The 17,622-nt window shown below is 44.9% G+C and carries 6 protein-coding genes; all 6 read right to left on the minus strand.

Annotated elements, in window-relative coordinates; all coding sequences use genetic code 11:
• Positions 1-55: 55 nt before the first annotated feature.
• Positions 56-10,339, minus strand: a complete 10,284-nt coding sequence (locus RA086_RS09555; RefSeq protein WP_308703569.1) for a KxYKxGKxW signal peptide domain-containing protein — start codon at positions 10,337-10,339, stop codon at positions 56-58.
• A 799-nt stretch (positions 10,340-11,138) separates the two neighbouring features.
• Positions 11,139-12,488, minus strand: a complete 1,350-nt coding sequence (locus tag RA086_RS09560; protein ID WP_308703570.1) for a glucose-6-phosphate isomerase — start codon at positions 12,486-12,488, stop codon at positions 11,139-11,141.
• 224 nt (positions 12,489-12,712) lie between these two features.
• Positions 12,713-13,570: a GRP family sugar transporter gene (locus RA086_RS09565; protein WP_308703571.1), complete on the minus strand. Its 858-nt coding sequence runs from the start codon at positions 13,568-13,570 to the stop codon at positions 12,713-12,715.
• Positions 13,571-13,797: 227 nt separating this feature from the next.
• On the minus strand, positions 13,798-14,979 hold the full coding sequence (locus RA086_RS09570; RefSeq protein WP_308703572.1) for a class I SAM-dependent methyltransferase: 1,182 nt from the start codon (positions 14,977-14,979) through the stop codon (positions 13,798-13,800).
• A 228-nt stretch (positions 14,980-15,207) separates the two neighbouring features.
• On the minus strand, positions 15,208-16,725 hold the full coding sequence (locus tag RA086_RS09575; protein WP_308703573.1) for a HAMP domain-containing sensor histidine kinase: 1,518 nt from the start codon (positions 16,723-16,725) through the stop codon (positions 15,208-15,210).
• On the minus strand, positions 16,722-17,450 hold the full coding sequence (locus RA086_RS09580) for a response regulator transcription factor (RefSeq protein WP_308703574.1): 729 nt from the start codon (positions 17,448-17,450) through the stop codon (positions 16,722-16,724). The genes RA086_RS09575 and RA086_RS09580 overlap by 4 nt, the downstream gene beginning before the upstream one ends.
• Positions 17,451-17,622 lie beyond the last annotated feature (172 nt).

A 17,622-nucleotide genomic window follows, 5' to 3' on the forward strand; every position in this document is an offset into this window, starting at 1 on the left:
CAGCCCTAATTTACCACGTTAATTATTAATTGGCTCATTAAGTCACTTATGAATTTTAGCGTTGGCGACGACGACGATCCACTACAAACCAAGCTCCCAAGCCGGCTGCGGCCACTAATGCGGTCCAAGCACCAACTGTTGCCCATTTGTTAGTTGAAGTAATTTTGTCATCATCACGCTTGGCTTGCTTCGTTGCAGTATCAGCCGCAGCGGTAAGTTTTGTCTTACCACGCTTAACATCAGCGCGTTGTTTCCGTGATTTCTTGGTCTTCTGCTTACTCTTTGCAGTATTCCCAGTATCACTATTCGTTCCTTGTTGTGCAGCGTTGGCTAAAGTAACCGTTGGGGTTCCAGCAGCATTAGTCGTCCCAGTCACACCAGCAGGGCTCGTCGCTGAACCACCCTGAGCAGTTGTCAAAGCACTAGGTGTATAGCTCAAACCGACGGCATTACCAGCATTTTGTGTGGTAGCTTGATTAGTGGTATTGCCAGGTTGAACCGTCGCAGCAGCCGTGCCATTTGACTGACCACCGTTGTTGCCAGGATTAGTTGCGTTACCACCATTACCACCACCAACAATCTGATTATTATTGGTTGAGCCGTTACCACTGCCAGTATTAGAACCATTTCCAGCGTTATTGCCACCGGTGTTGTTCCCATTACCAGTGTTATTGTTACCATTGCCAGTGTTGTTACCGCCATTGGCACCATTTCCGTTACCATTACCACCGTTGTTATTGCCGTCAGGACCTGGATTGATTTGATCACCATCAGAGTCCTCATCGGTATCTGAGTCTGAATCAGTATCTGTGTCGGAGTCGGTATCAGTATCTGAGTCAGTATCAGTATCCGAGTCAGTATCTGTATCTGAGTCAGTATCGGTATCCGAGTCAGTATCAGTGTCTGAGTCAGTATCAGTATCCGAGTCAGTATCTGTATCTGAGTCAGTATCGGTATCCGAGTCAGTATCAGTGTCTGAGTCAGTATCCGAGTCAGTATCTGTATCTGAGTCAGTATCTGTATCTGAATCGGTATCAGTATCGGTATCCGAGTCCGTATCGGTATCCGAGTCGGTATCCGCATCCGAGTCAGTATCAGTGTCTGAGTCAGTATCAGTATCTGAGTCTGTATCAGTATCCGAGTCCGTATCAGTATCTGAGTCAGTATCTGTATCTGAGTCAGTATCTGTATCGGTATCGGTATCCGTATCCGTATCTGAGTCGGTATCGGTATCCGTATCCGTATCGGAATCAGTATCCGTATCTGAATCAGTATCAGAGTCGGTATCGGTATCTGAGTCAGTATCCGTATCTGAGTCGGTATCGGTATCCGTATCCGAGTCAGTATCGGTATCCGAGTCAGTATCAGTATCTGAGTCGGTATCCGTATCCGAGTCAGTATCGGTGTCGGAGTCGGTATCAGTATCTGAGTCGGTATCAGTATCTGAGTCGGTATCGGTATCTGAGTCAGTATCTGTATCTGTATCCGTATCGGAATCGGTATCTGTATCCGAGTCGGTATCGGTATCGGTATCGGAATCAGTATCGGTGTCCGAGTCAGTATCAGTGTCAGAGTCGGTATCAGTATCCGAGTCAGTATCAGTATCTGAGTCGGTATCGGTATCTGAGTCGGTATCAGCATCCGAGTCGGTATCAGCATCCGAGTCGGTGTCGGAGTCAGTATCAGTATCTGAGTCAGTATCAGTATCCGAGTCAGTATCAGTATCCGAGTCAGTATCTGAGTCGGTATCGGAGTCAGTATCAGTATCTGTGTCGGTGTCGGTATCTGTATCTGAGTCAGTATCAGTATCTGAGTCAGTATCCGTATCCGAGTCGGTATCGGTATCAGTATCGGTGTCAGTATCTGTATCAGTGTCAGTATCTGTATCGGAGTCGGTATCGGTATCGGTATCGGTATCAGTGTCAGTATCAGTGTCTGAGTCGGTATCGGTATCCGAGTCTGTATCTGTATCCGAGTCAGTATCTGTATCTGTATCTGTATCCGTGTCGGTATCCGTGTCGGTATCCGTGTCAGAATCAGTATCTGTGTCTGAGTCGGTATCAGTATCTGAGTCGGTATCAGTATCGGAATCAGTATCTGTGTCAGAGTCGGTATCGGTATCTGAGTCAGTATCGGTATCGGAATCAGTATCCGTGTCTGAGTCTGTATCTGAGTCAGTATCGGTATCCGAGTCAGTATCGGTATCTGAGTCGGTATCCGAGTCAGTATCGGTGTCGGAGTCGGTATCAGTATCTGAGTCGGTATCGGTATCTGAGTCGGTATCTGTATCTGAGTCAGTATCTGTATCGGAATCGGTATCTGTATCCGAGTCAGTATCGGTATCCGAGTCGGTATCAGTATCCGAGTCAGTGTCTGTATCTGAGTCGGTATCCGTGTCTGAGTCAGTATCTGTATCCGAGTCGGTATCCGTATCCGTATCCGAGTCGGTATCGGTATCTGAGTCAGTATCAGTGTCAGAGTCGGTATCTGAGTCAGTATCCGTATCGGAGTCGGTATCTGAGTCAGTATCAGTATCGGAATCGGTATCCGTATCTGAGTCAGTATCAGTATCTGAGTCGGTATCTGAGTCAGTATCCGTATCTGAGTCAGTATCCGTATCGGTATCCGTGTCTGTGTCTGTGTCGGTATCTGTATCTGTATCTGAATCAGTATCTGAATCAGTATCTGAGTCGGTATCCGTATCTGAGTCAGTATCAGTATCGGTATCCGTATCTGAGTCAGTATCAGTATCGGTATCCGAGTCAGTATCAGTATCGGTATCCGAGTCAGTATCGGTGTCAGTATCGGTATCTGAGTCAGTATCCGTATCTGAGTCAGTATCCGTATCTGAGTCAGTATCAGTATCTGAGTCAGTATCAGTGTCTGAGTCAGTATCAGTGTCTGAATCGGTATCTGAGTCAGTATCAGTGTCTGAGTCAGTATCAGTGTCTGAATCGGTATCTGAGTCAGTATCCGTGTCAGAGTCGGTATCTGTATCCGAGTCAGTATCAGTGTCGGAGTCGGTATCTGAGTCAGTATCCGTATCTGAGTCGGTATCTGAGTCGGTATCGGTATCCGAGTCAGTATCGGTATCCGAGTCGGTATCTGTATCTGAATCAGTGTCTGAGTCAGTATCTGTATCCGAGTCAGTATCGGTATCCGAGTCAGTATCGGTATCCGAGTCAGTATCGGTATCCGAGTCAGTATCTGTATCCGAGTCAGTATCTGTATCCGAGTCAGTATCGGTATCCGAGTCAGTATCCGTATCCGAATCAGTATCTGTGTCGGAATCGGTATCCGTATCTGAGTCTGTATCCGTGTCTGAGTCGGTATCCGTGTCTGAGTCTGTATCCGTATCTGAGTCGGTGTCAGAGTCAGTATCTGAGTCGGTATCGGTATCGGAGTCAGTATCCGTATCTGAGTCGGTATCAGTATCCGAGTCAGTATCAGTGTCAGAGTCGGTATCAGTATCCGAGTCGGTATCGGTATCTGAGTCAGTATCCGTATCGGAGTCGGTATCAGAGTCAGTATCGGTATCTGAGTCAGTATCAGTGTCTGAGTCTGTATCAGTATCCGAGTCGGTATCTGTATCTGAGTCAGTATCGGTATCTGAGTCAGTATCGGTATCCGTATCTGAGTCAGTATCGGTATCCGTATCTGAGTCAGTATCAGTGTCTGAGTCGGTATCTGAGTCAGTATCAGTATCTGAGTCAGTATCAGTATCTGAGTCAGTATCAGTGTCTGAGTCAGTATCAGTATCTGAGTCAGTATCGGTATCTGAGTCAGTATCGGTATCTGAGTCGGTATCCGTATCGGAGTCAGTATCTGTGTCTGAGTCGGTATCCGTGTCTGAGTCGGTATCCGTGTCAGAGTCGGTATCGGTATCTGAGTCAGTATCAGTATCTGAGTCAGTATCAGTATCAGTGTCTGAGTCGGTATCAGTATCCGAGTCAGTATCTGTATCTGAGTCAGTATCAGTGTCTGAGTCGGTATCTGTATCCGAGTCGGTATCTGTATCTGAGTCAGTATCTGTATCTGAGTCAGTATCTGTATCAGTATCCGAGTCAGTATCGGTGTCGGTATCCGTATCTGAGTCAGTATCGGTATCTGAGTCTGTATCAGTATCGGAGTCGGTATCTGTATCTGAATCAGTATCGGTATCCGTATCCGAGTCAGTATCTGTGTCGGAGTCGGTATCTGTATCTGAGTCAGTATCTGTATCTGAGTCGGTATCTGTATCCGAGTCAGTATCGGTATCTGAGTCGGTATCTGTATCCGAGTCAGTATCTGTGTCGGAGTCGGTATCTGTATCCGAATCAGTATCAGTATCTGTGTCTGTATCAGTATCTGAGTCGGTATCTGTATCTGAGTCAGTATCTGTATCCGAGTCAGTATCGGTATCCGAGTCGGTATCAGTATCTGAGTCGGTATCGGTATCCGAGTCAGTATCGGTATCTGAGTCAGTATCGGTATCTGTATCCGAGTCTGTATCAGTATCGGAGTCGGTATCGGTATCTGAATCAGTATCGGTATCCGTATCCGTATCCGAGTCAGTATCTGTGTCGGAGTCGGTATCTGAGTCAGTATCGGTATCTGAGTCGGTATCAGTATCCGAGTCAGTATCTGTATCTGAGTCGGTATCGGTATCCGAGTCAGTATCAGTATCTGAGTCGGTATCGGTATCCGAGTCAGTATCAGTGTCGGAGTCAGTATCAGTATCCGAATCAGTATCAGTATCTGAGTCTGTATCAGTATCTGAGTCGGTATCTGTATCTGAATCTGTATCAGTATCCGAGTCAGTATCTGTATCCGAGTCGGTATCGGTATCCGAGTCTGTATCTGTATCTGAGTCAGTATCTGTATCTGAGTCGGTATCAGTATCCGAGTCAGTATCTGTATCTGAGTCGGTATCTGTATCAGTATCTGAGTCAGTATCAATATCTGAGTCAGTATCGGTATCCGAGTCTGTATCTGTATCTGAGTCGGTATCGGTATCCGTGTCAGTATCTGTATCGGTATCTGTATCGGTATCTGTATCAGAATCGGTATCTGAGTCAGTATCGGTATCCGAGTCAGTATCGGTATCCGAGTCTGTATCGGTATCCGAGTCTGTATCTGTATCTGAGTCAGTATCCGTATCTGAGTCGGTATCGGTATCCGAGTCTGTATCTGTATCCGAGTCTGTATCGGTATCCGAGTCTGTATCTGTATCCGAGTCTGTATCTGTATCCGAGTCAGTATCTGTATCCGAGTCTGTATCTGTATCTGAGTCTGTATCTGTGTCTGAGTCAGTATCAGTATCCGAGTCTGTATCGGTATCTGAGTCTGTATCGGTATCTGAGTCGGTATCGGTATCCGAGTCGGTATCTGTATCTGAGTCAGTATCTGTGTCTGAGTCAGTATCAGTATCCGAGTCTGTATCTGTATCAGTATCGTCTATAGACTCATTCGCAGCTAATCCCGCAAAATATCCGGCGTGGGTAGCGGCATCAGCAGCTTTCTTCTTAGCTGCTGCTGCTGAACTCGCAGCCTCTTTTGCTTTTTGCGCATGGCTGGCAGCTTCAGAATTTTTACCAGCTGCTTCAGCAGAATTGGCATTCTGGCGAGCAGTTTCTGCAGCGGCACTTGCGGCTTCAGCTTCAGACGCTGCTTCGGCAGCAGTACTTGCTGCTTCGGCTGCTTGTTGTGCATATTGATTTGCTGCCGAATTGACATCTGAGTACTCATCCGCAATATCAGCATATGATCCAGCAACATTGGCATATGAATTGGCGTCAGAAGTCGATCCGGTCGCTTCATCTGCAGCAGAATTTGCATCTGAAGTTTGTGTCGAGTTGACTGTTAAATAGGCCGTTCCTAACGTGACTGTTTGGTCACCATTCTTCATAACCAAGTAATAATAACCAGATTGACCCACCTGAACACTATTGAAATCTAGCTGATCACTGGTTGCACCATCAATCGCAATGCCATTTGACCCATCAGCATTTGGTGAATAGTACCATTGATACGTCATATCACTATCGTCACCAGTATTAGTTCCCTTTGGTACCCAAGTGAAGTCATCACCAGCGGAAACATTTTGATCATCTAAACCATTACCGATCGTAATCGTCATTGAGTATGAATATGAAGTCCCATCAGCATTGTGAATGGTTACAGTAACCGTGACGGTCCCAGCTTTATAAGCCGTTAACAACCCAGCATTATCAATCGTCGCGATGCTGGAGTCACTTGTGGACCAAGTCATTTCACCAGTAGCGTTACCTGGATTTGTTATAGCCTTAAATTGGTAAGTTGTTTTGTTATCCGCACCATCATCACCAGTGACATCAGCACCGTCAACATTGGAGAGAATAATATAGTCATCACCATCAATTGTGATTTCACTTGCAGGAATATCATCATCATAGATGTCGACTTCTGCGACATCACTCGCAATCTTAGAGACACCGATAATATGACCATCAAACACTGAGACCATCTGGAAAATCATGGTGCCGTCGAAATCGTCAGCAAGTTGTAAGACAATTGAACTACGACCAGTCATCACATTCAAAAGTAGGCCTTTACTATTATTATTGTCTTCACTAAGAATCGTCAGGTATTGACCGGCATCAGCAATGTCCATCCATTTCCCATTAATTTGAACTCTCCAAGTGGTGGTAACCCCAGTTGCTGGAAGACCTATTCCTAAAGCACACGCCCCTGAAAGCGTAATGGTACCGCCTTTTTTGGTTGAAGTTGACTTAGCCGGTTGTGCAGTCATCCCAGCACTTACGACCGAGCCCCAAATCGTTCCAGCATCCCCAGTGTTTTTATTATTCTCAGGGATTGTGCTGTTAGAGTAATTGGCTGCTTGGGCCGCCGCATCACCACTAGAGTTGGCAATCGAATTAGCGGTCGCGGCATACGACGTCGCATCCGTAGACGCTTGTTCCGCTAAACTAACATATGAACTAGCATCCGCAAAGTTTCCAGCAGCAACCGCTGAACTAGCTAATGACATATATTTAGCGGCATTAGCAGCGGCGGCATTGGCTTCAGCAGCAGCACTCATCGCGTCTGTCGCATAACTACGAGTTGCATTCACATAGGAATTTCCTAAATCAGTATTGTTTGCATATTGGTTTGCCAATGAATCCGCAGTCGAAGTTGCAGCACTAGCAGCGGCTGATCCGGCGGCAGCAGCAGTTTTTGCATCCGTTGCAATCGAATTATAATAAGTCGTTTGGGCATCCACAATTGTTTGAGTGACTGCGGCAGCAGCACTGGCAGCGGCAACCAAATAATTATTCGCATACGTGTTATTCAGAGCCGCTAACTTCATGGCCATTTCTACTTTGGCATAGAGACCATCAGCAGCATACGAAGCGGCAATGCTAGCTTGTTCTTGTGCCACATTAGCATAGGATTGTGCGGTCGAAGCCGCATTGCTAGCTGCAGCTAAATTGCCATCAGTCCCAGCGTTAAAATCACCACCAGCTGTGTAAGCATTATTGGCATCGTTAGCATGTGAAGCCGCGGCTGCCGCAGCACTGGCAGCCGAAGAAGCTGCCGCGGCTGCCGATTTAGCATAACTATCTGCCAAATAGTTGGCCGCATCACTATCAGCAGCTTCAGAAGCCGCATTATCTAACGCCTGATTAATGTTATCAATTGCTGAGGCATAGCACGAATCTGCCGAATCTCGATATGAAGAAGCATCTACTGCGTAACTTGCCGCAGCAACCGCACATGAACTAGCCGCACTATAATCACCAGCAGTTTGATAGCCGGCAATACTATTGCTAGCGGCTTCAGCAGCGGCCGCAGCACTCGTCGCTAAGTTCGCATAGGAATTGGCGTTTTTGTAGTCGTCTTGAGCCATACTCGTATAGAAACTTCCTAACGAACCCGTTAGATCCGCTGAAGAGCTGGCCGAACTAATGGCATCACTGGCCGCATTGGCAGCCGAGTTAGCGCTAGAAGCGTGACTAGAAGCCAGACTTGCTGAGCTGCTAGCTTGATTGTCATAAGTCCCAGCCGGATCAGTGACGACAATCGTAATCACGTTACTTGACGCTGTATACTTTTTAGTCGTTAAGCCTGACTTGTAACTCCCAGAAACCACTGTTTGGAAATAATAAGTTCCGGCTTGTAATAATGGTAAATTAAGCACACCATCAGTGCTGGTTTGATCCAATAACGTCCAATTTACTTTATCTGTCGACATGTACCATTGGTAAGTTGAATCTTTAACGGTCCCTTTGTTAGGGGTAACCGCACCAGTCAAGTTCGCGTTTTCACCGACATTAATATTAGGATTGGCGGTATTTAAAGTTGCACTCGCCGCTGAACTATCCTCATTACTATTGCTGACATCGGCGCTAAGTTCTTTAGCCAATTCGGCATTAACCACCGCTTCGACCGCATAACTTTCCGCAGCTGACATCGCATTAGCCGCGACACGAGCTAATGAATTAGCTTCCTTCGCGGTACCAGCACTCGCAGCAGCTGTTGCGGCTGAATTTGCTAACGTATATTGGGCTGCAGCTGAATCTGAAGCAGCTTTAGCATTTGAGGCATATTCACTAGCCTGAGTCCCAGTATAATTTGCCGCTTCACTCGCCGCTGAGGATGCTTGGTTGCTAGAATTGCCAGCCTGAGCGGCATCATTAGCTGCTGAGGACGCCACATCTGAAACGGCCATACTATTGGCCTGTGTGGCCGCAGCTTGGGCGTTGGCATTGGTTTCATCCGCTGTCGTACGCTCAGCGATAGCCGTCGTCATATTGACTGTACCGTTTGAGTATGCGGTACTGCCGGCTTCATAATCGTCATTACCAGCAGCAGCCACGGTCGCGGCATACGCATCTGCGGCTAAACTAGCGGCTTGATTAGCATTCATCGCAGCATTAGAAGCTGCCGCAGCATTCGTACTTGCCGTGTTATAGGCCGCACTCACGCTGGCATTGTTTTTGTCATATTGCATCGCCAAGTAAGCGTTATTCGCAGCTTCAGCAGCAGCGCTTGCGGCAGCATTAGCCGCAGCGGCAGCTGAACTTGCGGCAGCATTCGTACTGCTTGCCAGATCAACTAGACCTTGTGTGGCCGCACTCCGCGCTACTTCGGCTTGTGAGGCTGCAATGGCCGCCGCCGCATCAGCCGCAGCGGCAGCTGACATCGCTGCAGAACTCGCATTGGCATAATTGATCGTATTTTCAGTTGCGGCACCCGTACCACTGGCTAAAGCATCCAAATACATATTGGCTAAACTATTGTAATGTTTCGCCAACTCCGCTGCAGTCTGCGCTGCATCATAGGCGCTTTGAGCCGCACTTGTTGCTGCTTGGGTTTGCAACGTATTCACTAAACTGGCATAACTGCTAGCAGCGTCAGCGTATGAAGCCGCTTGACTTGCCGCGTTCGCTGCAGAATTAGCAACCGAACTATCAGTGTTGACCCCACTCCCGGCCTTTAACGTCTCATTCGCTTGATCAGCAATCTCACGAGCTTCATTGACCACTTGTGTCAATTCTGCATCCGTAATTGGCGCGGCTTCCTCAGTTTTCGCATTATTTGAAGTCGTATCCGTTTGATCAGTGGTCGTTACAGTGGTATCAGTCGTAGCCGCTGAATTAGTTGCTTCACTACTGGTTGCTTGGCTATTTGCCGTATCAGAATTAGCTGCCGAACTATCGTAAGTACTTGTTGCCTTGATATCTTCTAATGTATCGCTTACAGCACTCTCACTTTTAACACCAGCATCGGAGCCGGTCGTGGTTGTGTCAGTATCTTTACTGGTTGCCGCTGATTGATTATCGGTTGCAGTGCTTTGTCGCTCACTAGTCTGCTTAGCTTCATCAGCACTACTGCTGGCCAAACTTGACTTGGCCGTCTTGGCCGCATCATCATTGGCTTCACTCGCAGCACTACTTGTGGCAGTTTGATCCGCCGTCGAAGCTGTCGAAGACGCATTGCTGTTTACTTCATCTGAACTTGAACGCGTCTTTGATTCTGTCGAGCTACTGGCAGCAGAAATCGTCGCCGTACTCGTTTCATCACTGGTTGTTTCGCCAGCGGTTTCCCCGGCAAGTGCAGCCGCAGACAGATAGTCAGTCGTCGCAGCCGGATCAGTTTGCTCGTCAGCCGTCGAGCTCGCTGCATGGGTTTCCTCAGCCTCAGTTTCAATCACTGCATCATTATTAGTCGTTTTATCCGCATGAACCGTTTGTTGCAAGGCACCAGTTAATGCAAAAGTCGCCATGGTGGTAAATACCCATGAACGACCAACTTTGAACATCTTATAATGTAATTTTGGATCCCCTTTGAACGATTTATTCCTTAAAAGCTTCAAAATTATGCCTTCCTTCTTCAAATCTCCGTAAAGTACCCCAACTTAATTAATGAAATCTTAGTTGAAATTATGACTTCAGAATTATGTTCAACCCTTTAATCATAGTTCTCATTTTTTATCGTATCATCGAATTATTAATATCGGAAACATAACGGGGGTTGTTAAAGGTGCCTTTCCAGACCGTGAAAATGAGAAAGTCACTTTGCTTGCACAGAATTCACGGAGAGCTAATAGAACCGGCATAGTTAGTTCAATTGCCATTAAATCCACAATTGGAAACTTTATAAACTAGAGTAAATAGCTAGGTTATCCCATTCCATAAACTCAAATTAGATGGTATTAAAATAGTTCGCTTGTATTTTGCTGGTTATTGTTGGTTACGATTGTATATACATTAATCGAATCCAATCAGTTTAAAATGCCAAAAATTAATTAAAAATATTAATAAATCTATCATTTAAGCCCAACGATTCAAATAAGGTAAAATTCGGGCGACTTAATTATGTCAATTTAAGAACAAATCAAATAGGCTATCAATCTTATAAATTTCAGCTTAACTTGCGCCTGTCGTTCCGCCTCTTTAACCGGCTTCGACTCGCCCTAGTTCCCGTCGTAACTAGTAGTCCAACTAGAAATTGATTGAAATTAGTCCATACGATGCATTAAGAAGCCTCGACCATGTTAGGACTCAATCAAGAATCCAGATTAAGATTGGTTAGCGGCAATTACGACAAAAAAAGAAGCCCCCAGAATTAAATGCTAATTCTGAGAGCTTCTAAATTTTTAAATTGCTGAACGCTTATTTAAGGCGTGCAGTTAACTTTTTAGTTAAATCTTCATAGCCAGGCTTGCCAAGTAGCGCAAACATGTTGTTCTTGTAGGCTTCAACACCTGGTTGGTTGAATGGGTTGATTCCGTTCAAGTAACCAGAAATTGCGACAGCAGCTTCGAAGAAGTAGATCATATAGCCTAAGGTATAAGCATCTTGGCTAGGAATGTTAACGACCATGTTAGGAACACCGCCATCAACATGGGCCATAATAACCCCTTCAAAGGCTTTAGTGTTAACTTGTGCCATTGTCTTGCCTTCAAGATACTTCAAGCCATCAAGGTTTTCAGTTTCTTTAGGAATGTCAACGTCACTCGTAGCATTTTGAACCTTAACAACAGTTTCCATCAAGTTACGACGACCTTCTTGGATATATTGACCCAATGAATGTAAGTCAGTCGTAAAGTTAGCTGATGATGGGTAGATCCCCTTTTGGTCTTTCCCTTCGGATTCACCCATTAATTGCTTCCACCATTCTGAGAACATCGCCATATTTGGTTCGTAGTTTTCAAGAATTTCAGTGGTATAACCCTTCCGGTACAAAATGTTCCGGAAAGCAGCATATTGGTAAGCTTCGTTCTTAGTCAAATCAGCATCGCTGTATTGACTCTTACCATCAGCAGCACCCTTCATTAATGAATCGATGTCGCCACCAGAAACGGCAATTGGTAATAAACCAACTGGAGTCAAAACAGTGAAACGGCCACCAACGTCATCAGGAATAACGAATGATTCGTAACCTTCAGCATCAGCTTCTTGCTTCAACGCACCACGTTTGCGGTCAGTTGTGGCAAAAATCCGGCCTTTAGCTGCAGCTTCACCATACTTCGCAATTAACTTTTCTTTGAAGACCCGGAAAGCGATTGAAGGTTCAGTCGTCGTCCCAGACTTCGAAATAATGTTAACAGAGAAGTCACGGTCACCGATCATATGAATTAAATCGTTGACGTATGAAGGTGAAATTGAGTTCCCAGCAAAGACAACTTGTGGGAATTTACGGTCTTCACGTGAAAGTGATGACCAGAATGTTTCATGTAAGAATTCAATGGCTGCCCGAGCACCGAGGTATGAACCACCAATCCCGATTACTACTAAGACGTCTGAGTCTGATTGAATCTTCTTTGCAGCCGCTTTAATGCGGGCAAATTCTTCCTTGTCGTAATCTAGTGGTAAGTCTAACCAGCCGCGGAAATCATTACCGGCGCCAGTACCTTCACGCAGCTCCTTGTCAGCAGCTGTGACCATAGCTTGCATTTCGCCAAGTTCGTTATCATGCACGAACTTAGTTAAATTAGAGCTGTCAAATGAAATGTGTGCCATTTATTATTACCTCTTTCTATACATATTTAACAACTCACATTATACAATAGGAGCGAACCGAATGAAAAGCGCTTACCCGGTTTTTTCGTGAATTTTCGTAAATTATGTAAAAAATAAGTAAATTTATCAATCAAAAAAGGCGCAGATAACGAATTGTTATCGCGTCTGATTGCGTTTTAGACCTTTTTAAAATAATTTAATTAATTTTCAGGTAAAACTTTTTACTAAGCCTTCATCAAGGATAGGGCGACCCCACCAATAATAACCAAGATAGACCCCACGATGACATACACCATTTCCCGTTTCGTTTTACGCTCACCTAACAAATAGATGCTCCCGAAAGTTGAAATAACGATGCCCATTTGTGAAAGTGAGTACGCAATCGCTTGACCGATTTGAGCCATGGCCATGAACATAAATAAATTTCCAACGCCCCAAACCAAACCAGTGATGATGTTTCGATAAGTAGCTCGTTGTGTCCATGGTTTGTCTTTAAAGGACCAAACTAAGGCCCCTATCAACATCCCAATCGCTTGTGGCATTACGACCGCTTGCGCATCAACATTCCCATAATGCACGACAATCGTGTAACCTGCATAGCCAATCGTTGATAAAATCAGTGCCCGAATTCCGACGCCCCAATTTTCAGATAGCCGGCGATTCGGATCAGAACGGTCTGTTAAAGAGGTCAAAACTGCCCCAGCAATCAAGACGATCACTGAGATTGACCCAATCCAATACATCTTGCCATGCCATTCATTGAACAGCAATACTCCGGCTAAGGCGTTGGCCACTAACTGCATCCCGGTCGACATTGGGGTGGTCCGCGAAATCCCAATTGCTTTCATTGATGTGAACTGTTGTCCTTGCCCAACACTCCAGAACAAACCGGAAATAATCCCGGTGACCCAGACCGCCGTGGTTAAGGATGGTTGTTTCACAATCCAAAGAATGAGCCCAAAGACCAAAGCACCCATTGTCATACCAAGGGTCTGTTGCCGCGCAGAACCGCCCATATGACCACTAATTAAGCCGATACTACCCCACGCAATTGCAGGAATCAGTGCAATTAGAATTCCCATTAATCATAATCCTCATTTCTATTTTTTCTCTCATGCCTAACGACAAGAAATAAGTTTATCAGGAAAGTAACCGTTTTACCAGTCTTAAATAGCGTTCACAGCTGAAATATAATTATTTTTATATTTTCATGAATTCGTTTTCTTTATCAATAGAGACCGTTTTCAAGTAATGAAAACGGCCTCCAAAATTCGGTTTAAATTTTTTTTATTTAAGCTGTTATTTTGCCCTATTTATCTAATGTTAGGACCAAAACCTTCAAATAGTTGCTGGCTAAGTAAGCTTTACGCGTGACAAAATCATCCGGTAAACGGAACGTAGCGGTAACCGTATATGTTCGATCACTACCAATAAAGGCATCACTGACGGCTTCATTGAATCGCTTCATGGAGAAATTATTGGCGGTCGTTGCCACGACTAATTGGCCTTCACGCCGAACCGTTGGCAAAGCTTGTGCCAATAAATCGGTTAAATCGGTCGCTACTTGGAACTTTTGCTTCTTTACTCGTGCAAAAGTTGGCGCAGTGACCACAACCACATCGTAGCTCAAATGATGCTTGGCCGTGTAATCCAAATAATTTGGCACTTCAATCGTCCGAATCTCGTGCTTATCTGGATCGATGTTGTTCATCGCCAATTGTTCCGCAGTCGCCGAAGCACCCTTCTTATTGGTTTCAATAGAAATCGTTTTAGCGGCGCCGGCCACAGCCGCAGCAGCCGTAATACCATTCTCTTGACTGAATAAGTTTAAAACCGTCTTCCCTTGTAATTCAGCACCAGCCAACCATTCTCGAATTGGACGCATATCTAATAACAGGCCCGTATTGAGATCATCTTGTAAATGAACAGGATAAGTCACATTACCTTCCGTCACCAATAAAGGTTCTGGCGCAGCCGTCCCCGTCACAAGTTGGCTCTTCAAGTTGGCTTCACCAACATTGAAACGTAACTTCGCATAAATCCCCTTAAACTGGTGATCAGTGGCCGTCTCAAATGCAGCATAGAGCATTTCACGTTGTTGATAAACGCCTTCAGCGTACCATGTGAACACATAATAGTCGTTGTAACGATCGATCGTCACGCCACCTAAACCATCACCGGCCGCATTGAAAACACGTTGTGGTAAGTTTTCAGCCATCGTCGTTTCACGGCGAACTAACGCCGTCTTGAATAACTTACGGAAATAATCGACCGTTGGTGTCTGCGTTTCATCCACACTCAGCACCCAACCCAATTGCCGACGATGCTTGGCAATCAAGGCATAGCCCATAAATTGTGAACTCGCCATTAAGGTCACAAAGGACCCATCCGTCAATTTCATGCTAGGATCTTTTAAATCATCTTCCACAAGTAACGGATAACCGTCTTTAACTTTACGTTGGGAATTCCCAGTAATTTGTACTTTTTGCATATGTTGTTGCTCCTATTCGTTCAATTCTGATGAATCTAGTCTAACGCCATCAAGGTGACTAGATTTTAACTTACTTATCTAAAATAGCGGTAAATCGCTGTTCACAGCCATGTTAAGAGTAACATATTCGCGGCATCAGCGCGACTACAAGTTGTGCGTTGACCCCGTTTTATTCAACAAAAAAGTGATCCAAGCAAAACACACTCAGACCACGCTTTCAGTGCTAGTTTAATCTTCAATAATTGGCTTATCAAAGCCTTTATCCGGAAATGTTACCGTGAAGCAGGTTCCTTGATTTGGTTCACTCTTGACTTCAATCGACCCACCATGTTGTTGGACTAATTGATGTGAGATGGCCAAGCCTAAGCCCGATTCACCATACTTCGTGTTTTTCCGTGAAGGATCAGCCTTGTAATACCGTTCCCAAATGTTCTTCACTTGATCAGGCGTCATCCCAATCCCATGATCTTGAACAGTCACCACGGCAGCGTGATCCGTTCGACGCGCCGTCACTTCGATCGTCCCTTTTTGTGAGAACTGAATCGCATTTTGCATGATATTGAATAACACTTGTACGAATCGGTCATAATCAGCCCACACCGGCAGTTCATCGGGTGCCGTCAGTTTAAATTGATCTTCTGAAGCAGCCGCCTTCTTTGTGAGTTGTTCAACTAAGTTGTGTAAAACTTCAGTCCCATCAAAATTGGTCTTATTTAAAGCAATCTGACCGGTCCGAATCTTTTCATAATCTAAGTTCTCGTTGACCAACCGAATCAAGCGTTTCGTTTCATTTTGCATCAGCTCGATCGAATGAGCCTTATCCTCTTCTGGAATGGCGTCATAAGCCAAGCCCTCAAGAATCCCATTGATCGTTGTTAATGGCGTCCGCATTTCGTGCGCTGCGTCAGCCATAAATTCACGCCGCCGTTTCTCTTGGCGTTTGATTTCTTCATTAGAAGACCGTAAAGAATTCACCATGCCATTGAAATCATCCGCCAAGTCGTCAATTTCATCCTTGTGATTACTCTCAACTTGAATATCGAAATCACCACTCGCCACTGAATGGGTAGCGTACCGCAAGCGATTAATTCGCCGAACAGAATAGCGAGCCAAAATGTAACTCAGTAGTAACGCTGCGATACCGGAAACAAGCAACGCAATGAACAAATTATTTTCGATTTGTTGTTCATTCGCTTGTAACGTTTGTTCAAACGACCCCATCGAAATCGCGCCGACAAACTTCTTGGTCGTGCCACTCTTATAGAACAATGGCACTAAGACATCAATCGTCCGTAATGACGGTGTATTCACGGGGCGATCATGGTTACGAGATTTGAACGACACGTGTGGTGACTTGGTGATCGTCTTATTTTGTTTCAACTTTTTCCAGTCAGCAATCGAAATACTAGGCGCATAGAATGAGCCACTGGGCGCACTATTCAATCCCATCGAAGTCGGATAAACGACCTTCTTATTCGCATCGTATACTGAAAAATGAATATGTTGATCACGTAAAATTGCGGTCCCATCATTTAAGAATTGTTGGTTAAAACCCACCACTTTTTTCGTTTGTGTATTGTAACGAATCGCTTCTTTTTCAATACTAGTGGCATACTGCTGGAGTTGTTGCCAAGAATTCTGGTAAATCATGGTTTTAGTGGTTCGAATAAACGCAAAACCTAACACAACGATCACCGTGATGATCACCGCAAAAAACGCGAGCATTTGTTGGTAGATCAGTTTCATTTAGCGTCAACTCCACTATCATCGAACTTGTATCCAACCCCCCAGACCGTTTGAATGATTTGAGGACCAGCTTTTTCGATTTTCTGCCGTAACTTTTTGATATGTGCATCCACGGTCCGTTCATCACCGTAGTATTCATAATCCCAGACTAATTGGAGCAACTGCTCTCTGGAGAAGACTTGGCGCGGCTTTTGCGCTAACGTCTTTAACAAATCAAATTCCTTGGGTGTTAAATCTTCAATTTGTTGACCAGCCAAATAGGCTTCACGTGTCTTAGTATTCAATTTAAAATGATCGGTTTGCACATCGAAATCACTGACGGCATCATCACCAACTTCGGTCGGTGTCGCCTTACCTAAATCGGCCCGCCGATGCAACGCTTTGATCCGTGCAATCAAAGTAATTGGTGAAAATGGCTTGGTCACATAATCATCCGCACCCATTTCCAAGCCTAAAACTTGATCACTTTCAGAATCTCGAGCAGTCAACATAATAATTGGTACAGTTGGTGATGCCTTGCGAATATCTGCACTAACCGCCATACCATCTTTACCAGGCAAGTTGAGGTCCAACGTAATCATGTCCCAACTATCGACGTCTTCTTTAAACATCGAAACAGCTTCATTCCCATCATAGGCAAAATGAGCATCCCATTGTTCTTTCTTAAAAAACATTGCCATCATTTCAGAGACAGATTTATTGTCTTCAATCATTAATAATTTCATTATCATCGTCCTCCAAGTTTATCGATTCTTATCTTCACGATAAATTTATACGATGTTCAGTAAATTGCCAAACATCTGACCTAAATCTAATCATACCCCACTTCGGGCTAATAATCAGTCCTAGTATATCAACAATTTTGTAACAAAGCGTGGCACAATTGTGAAAGAAATA

Source organism: Lactiplantibacillus brownii, assembly GCF_031085375.1.
Lineage (GTDB): Bacteria > Bacillota > Bacilli > Lactobacillales > Lactobacillaceae > Lactiplantibacillus > Lactiplantibacillus brownii.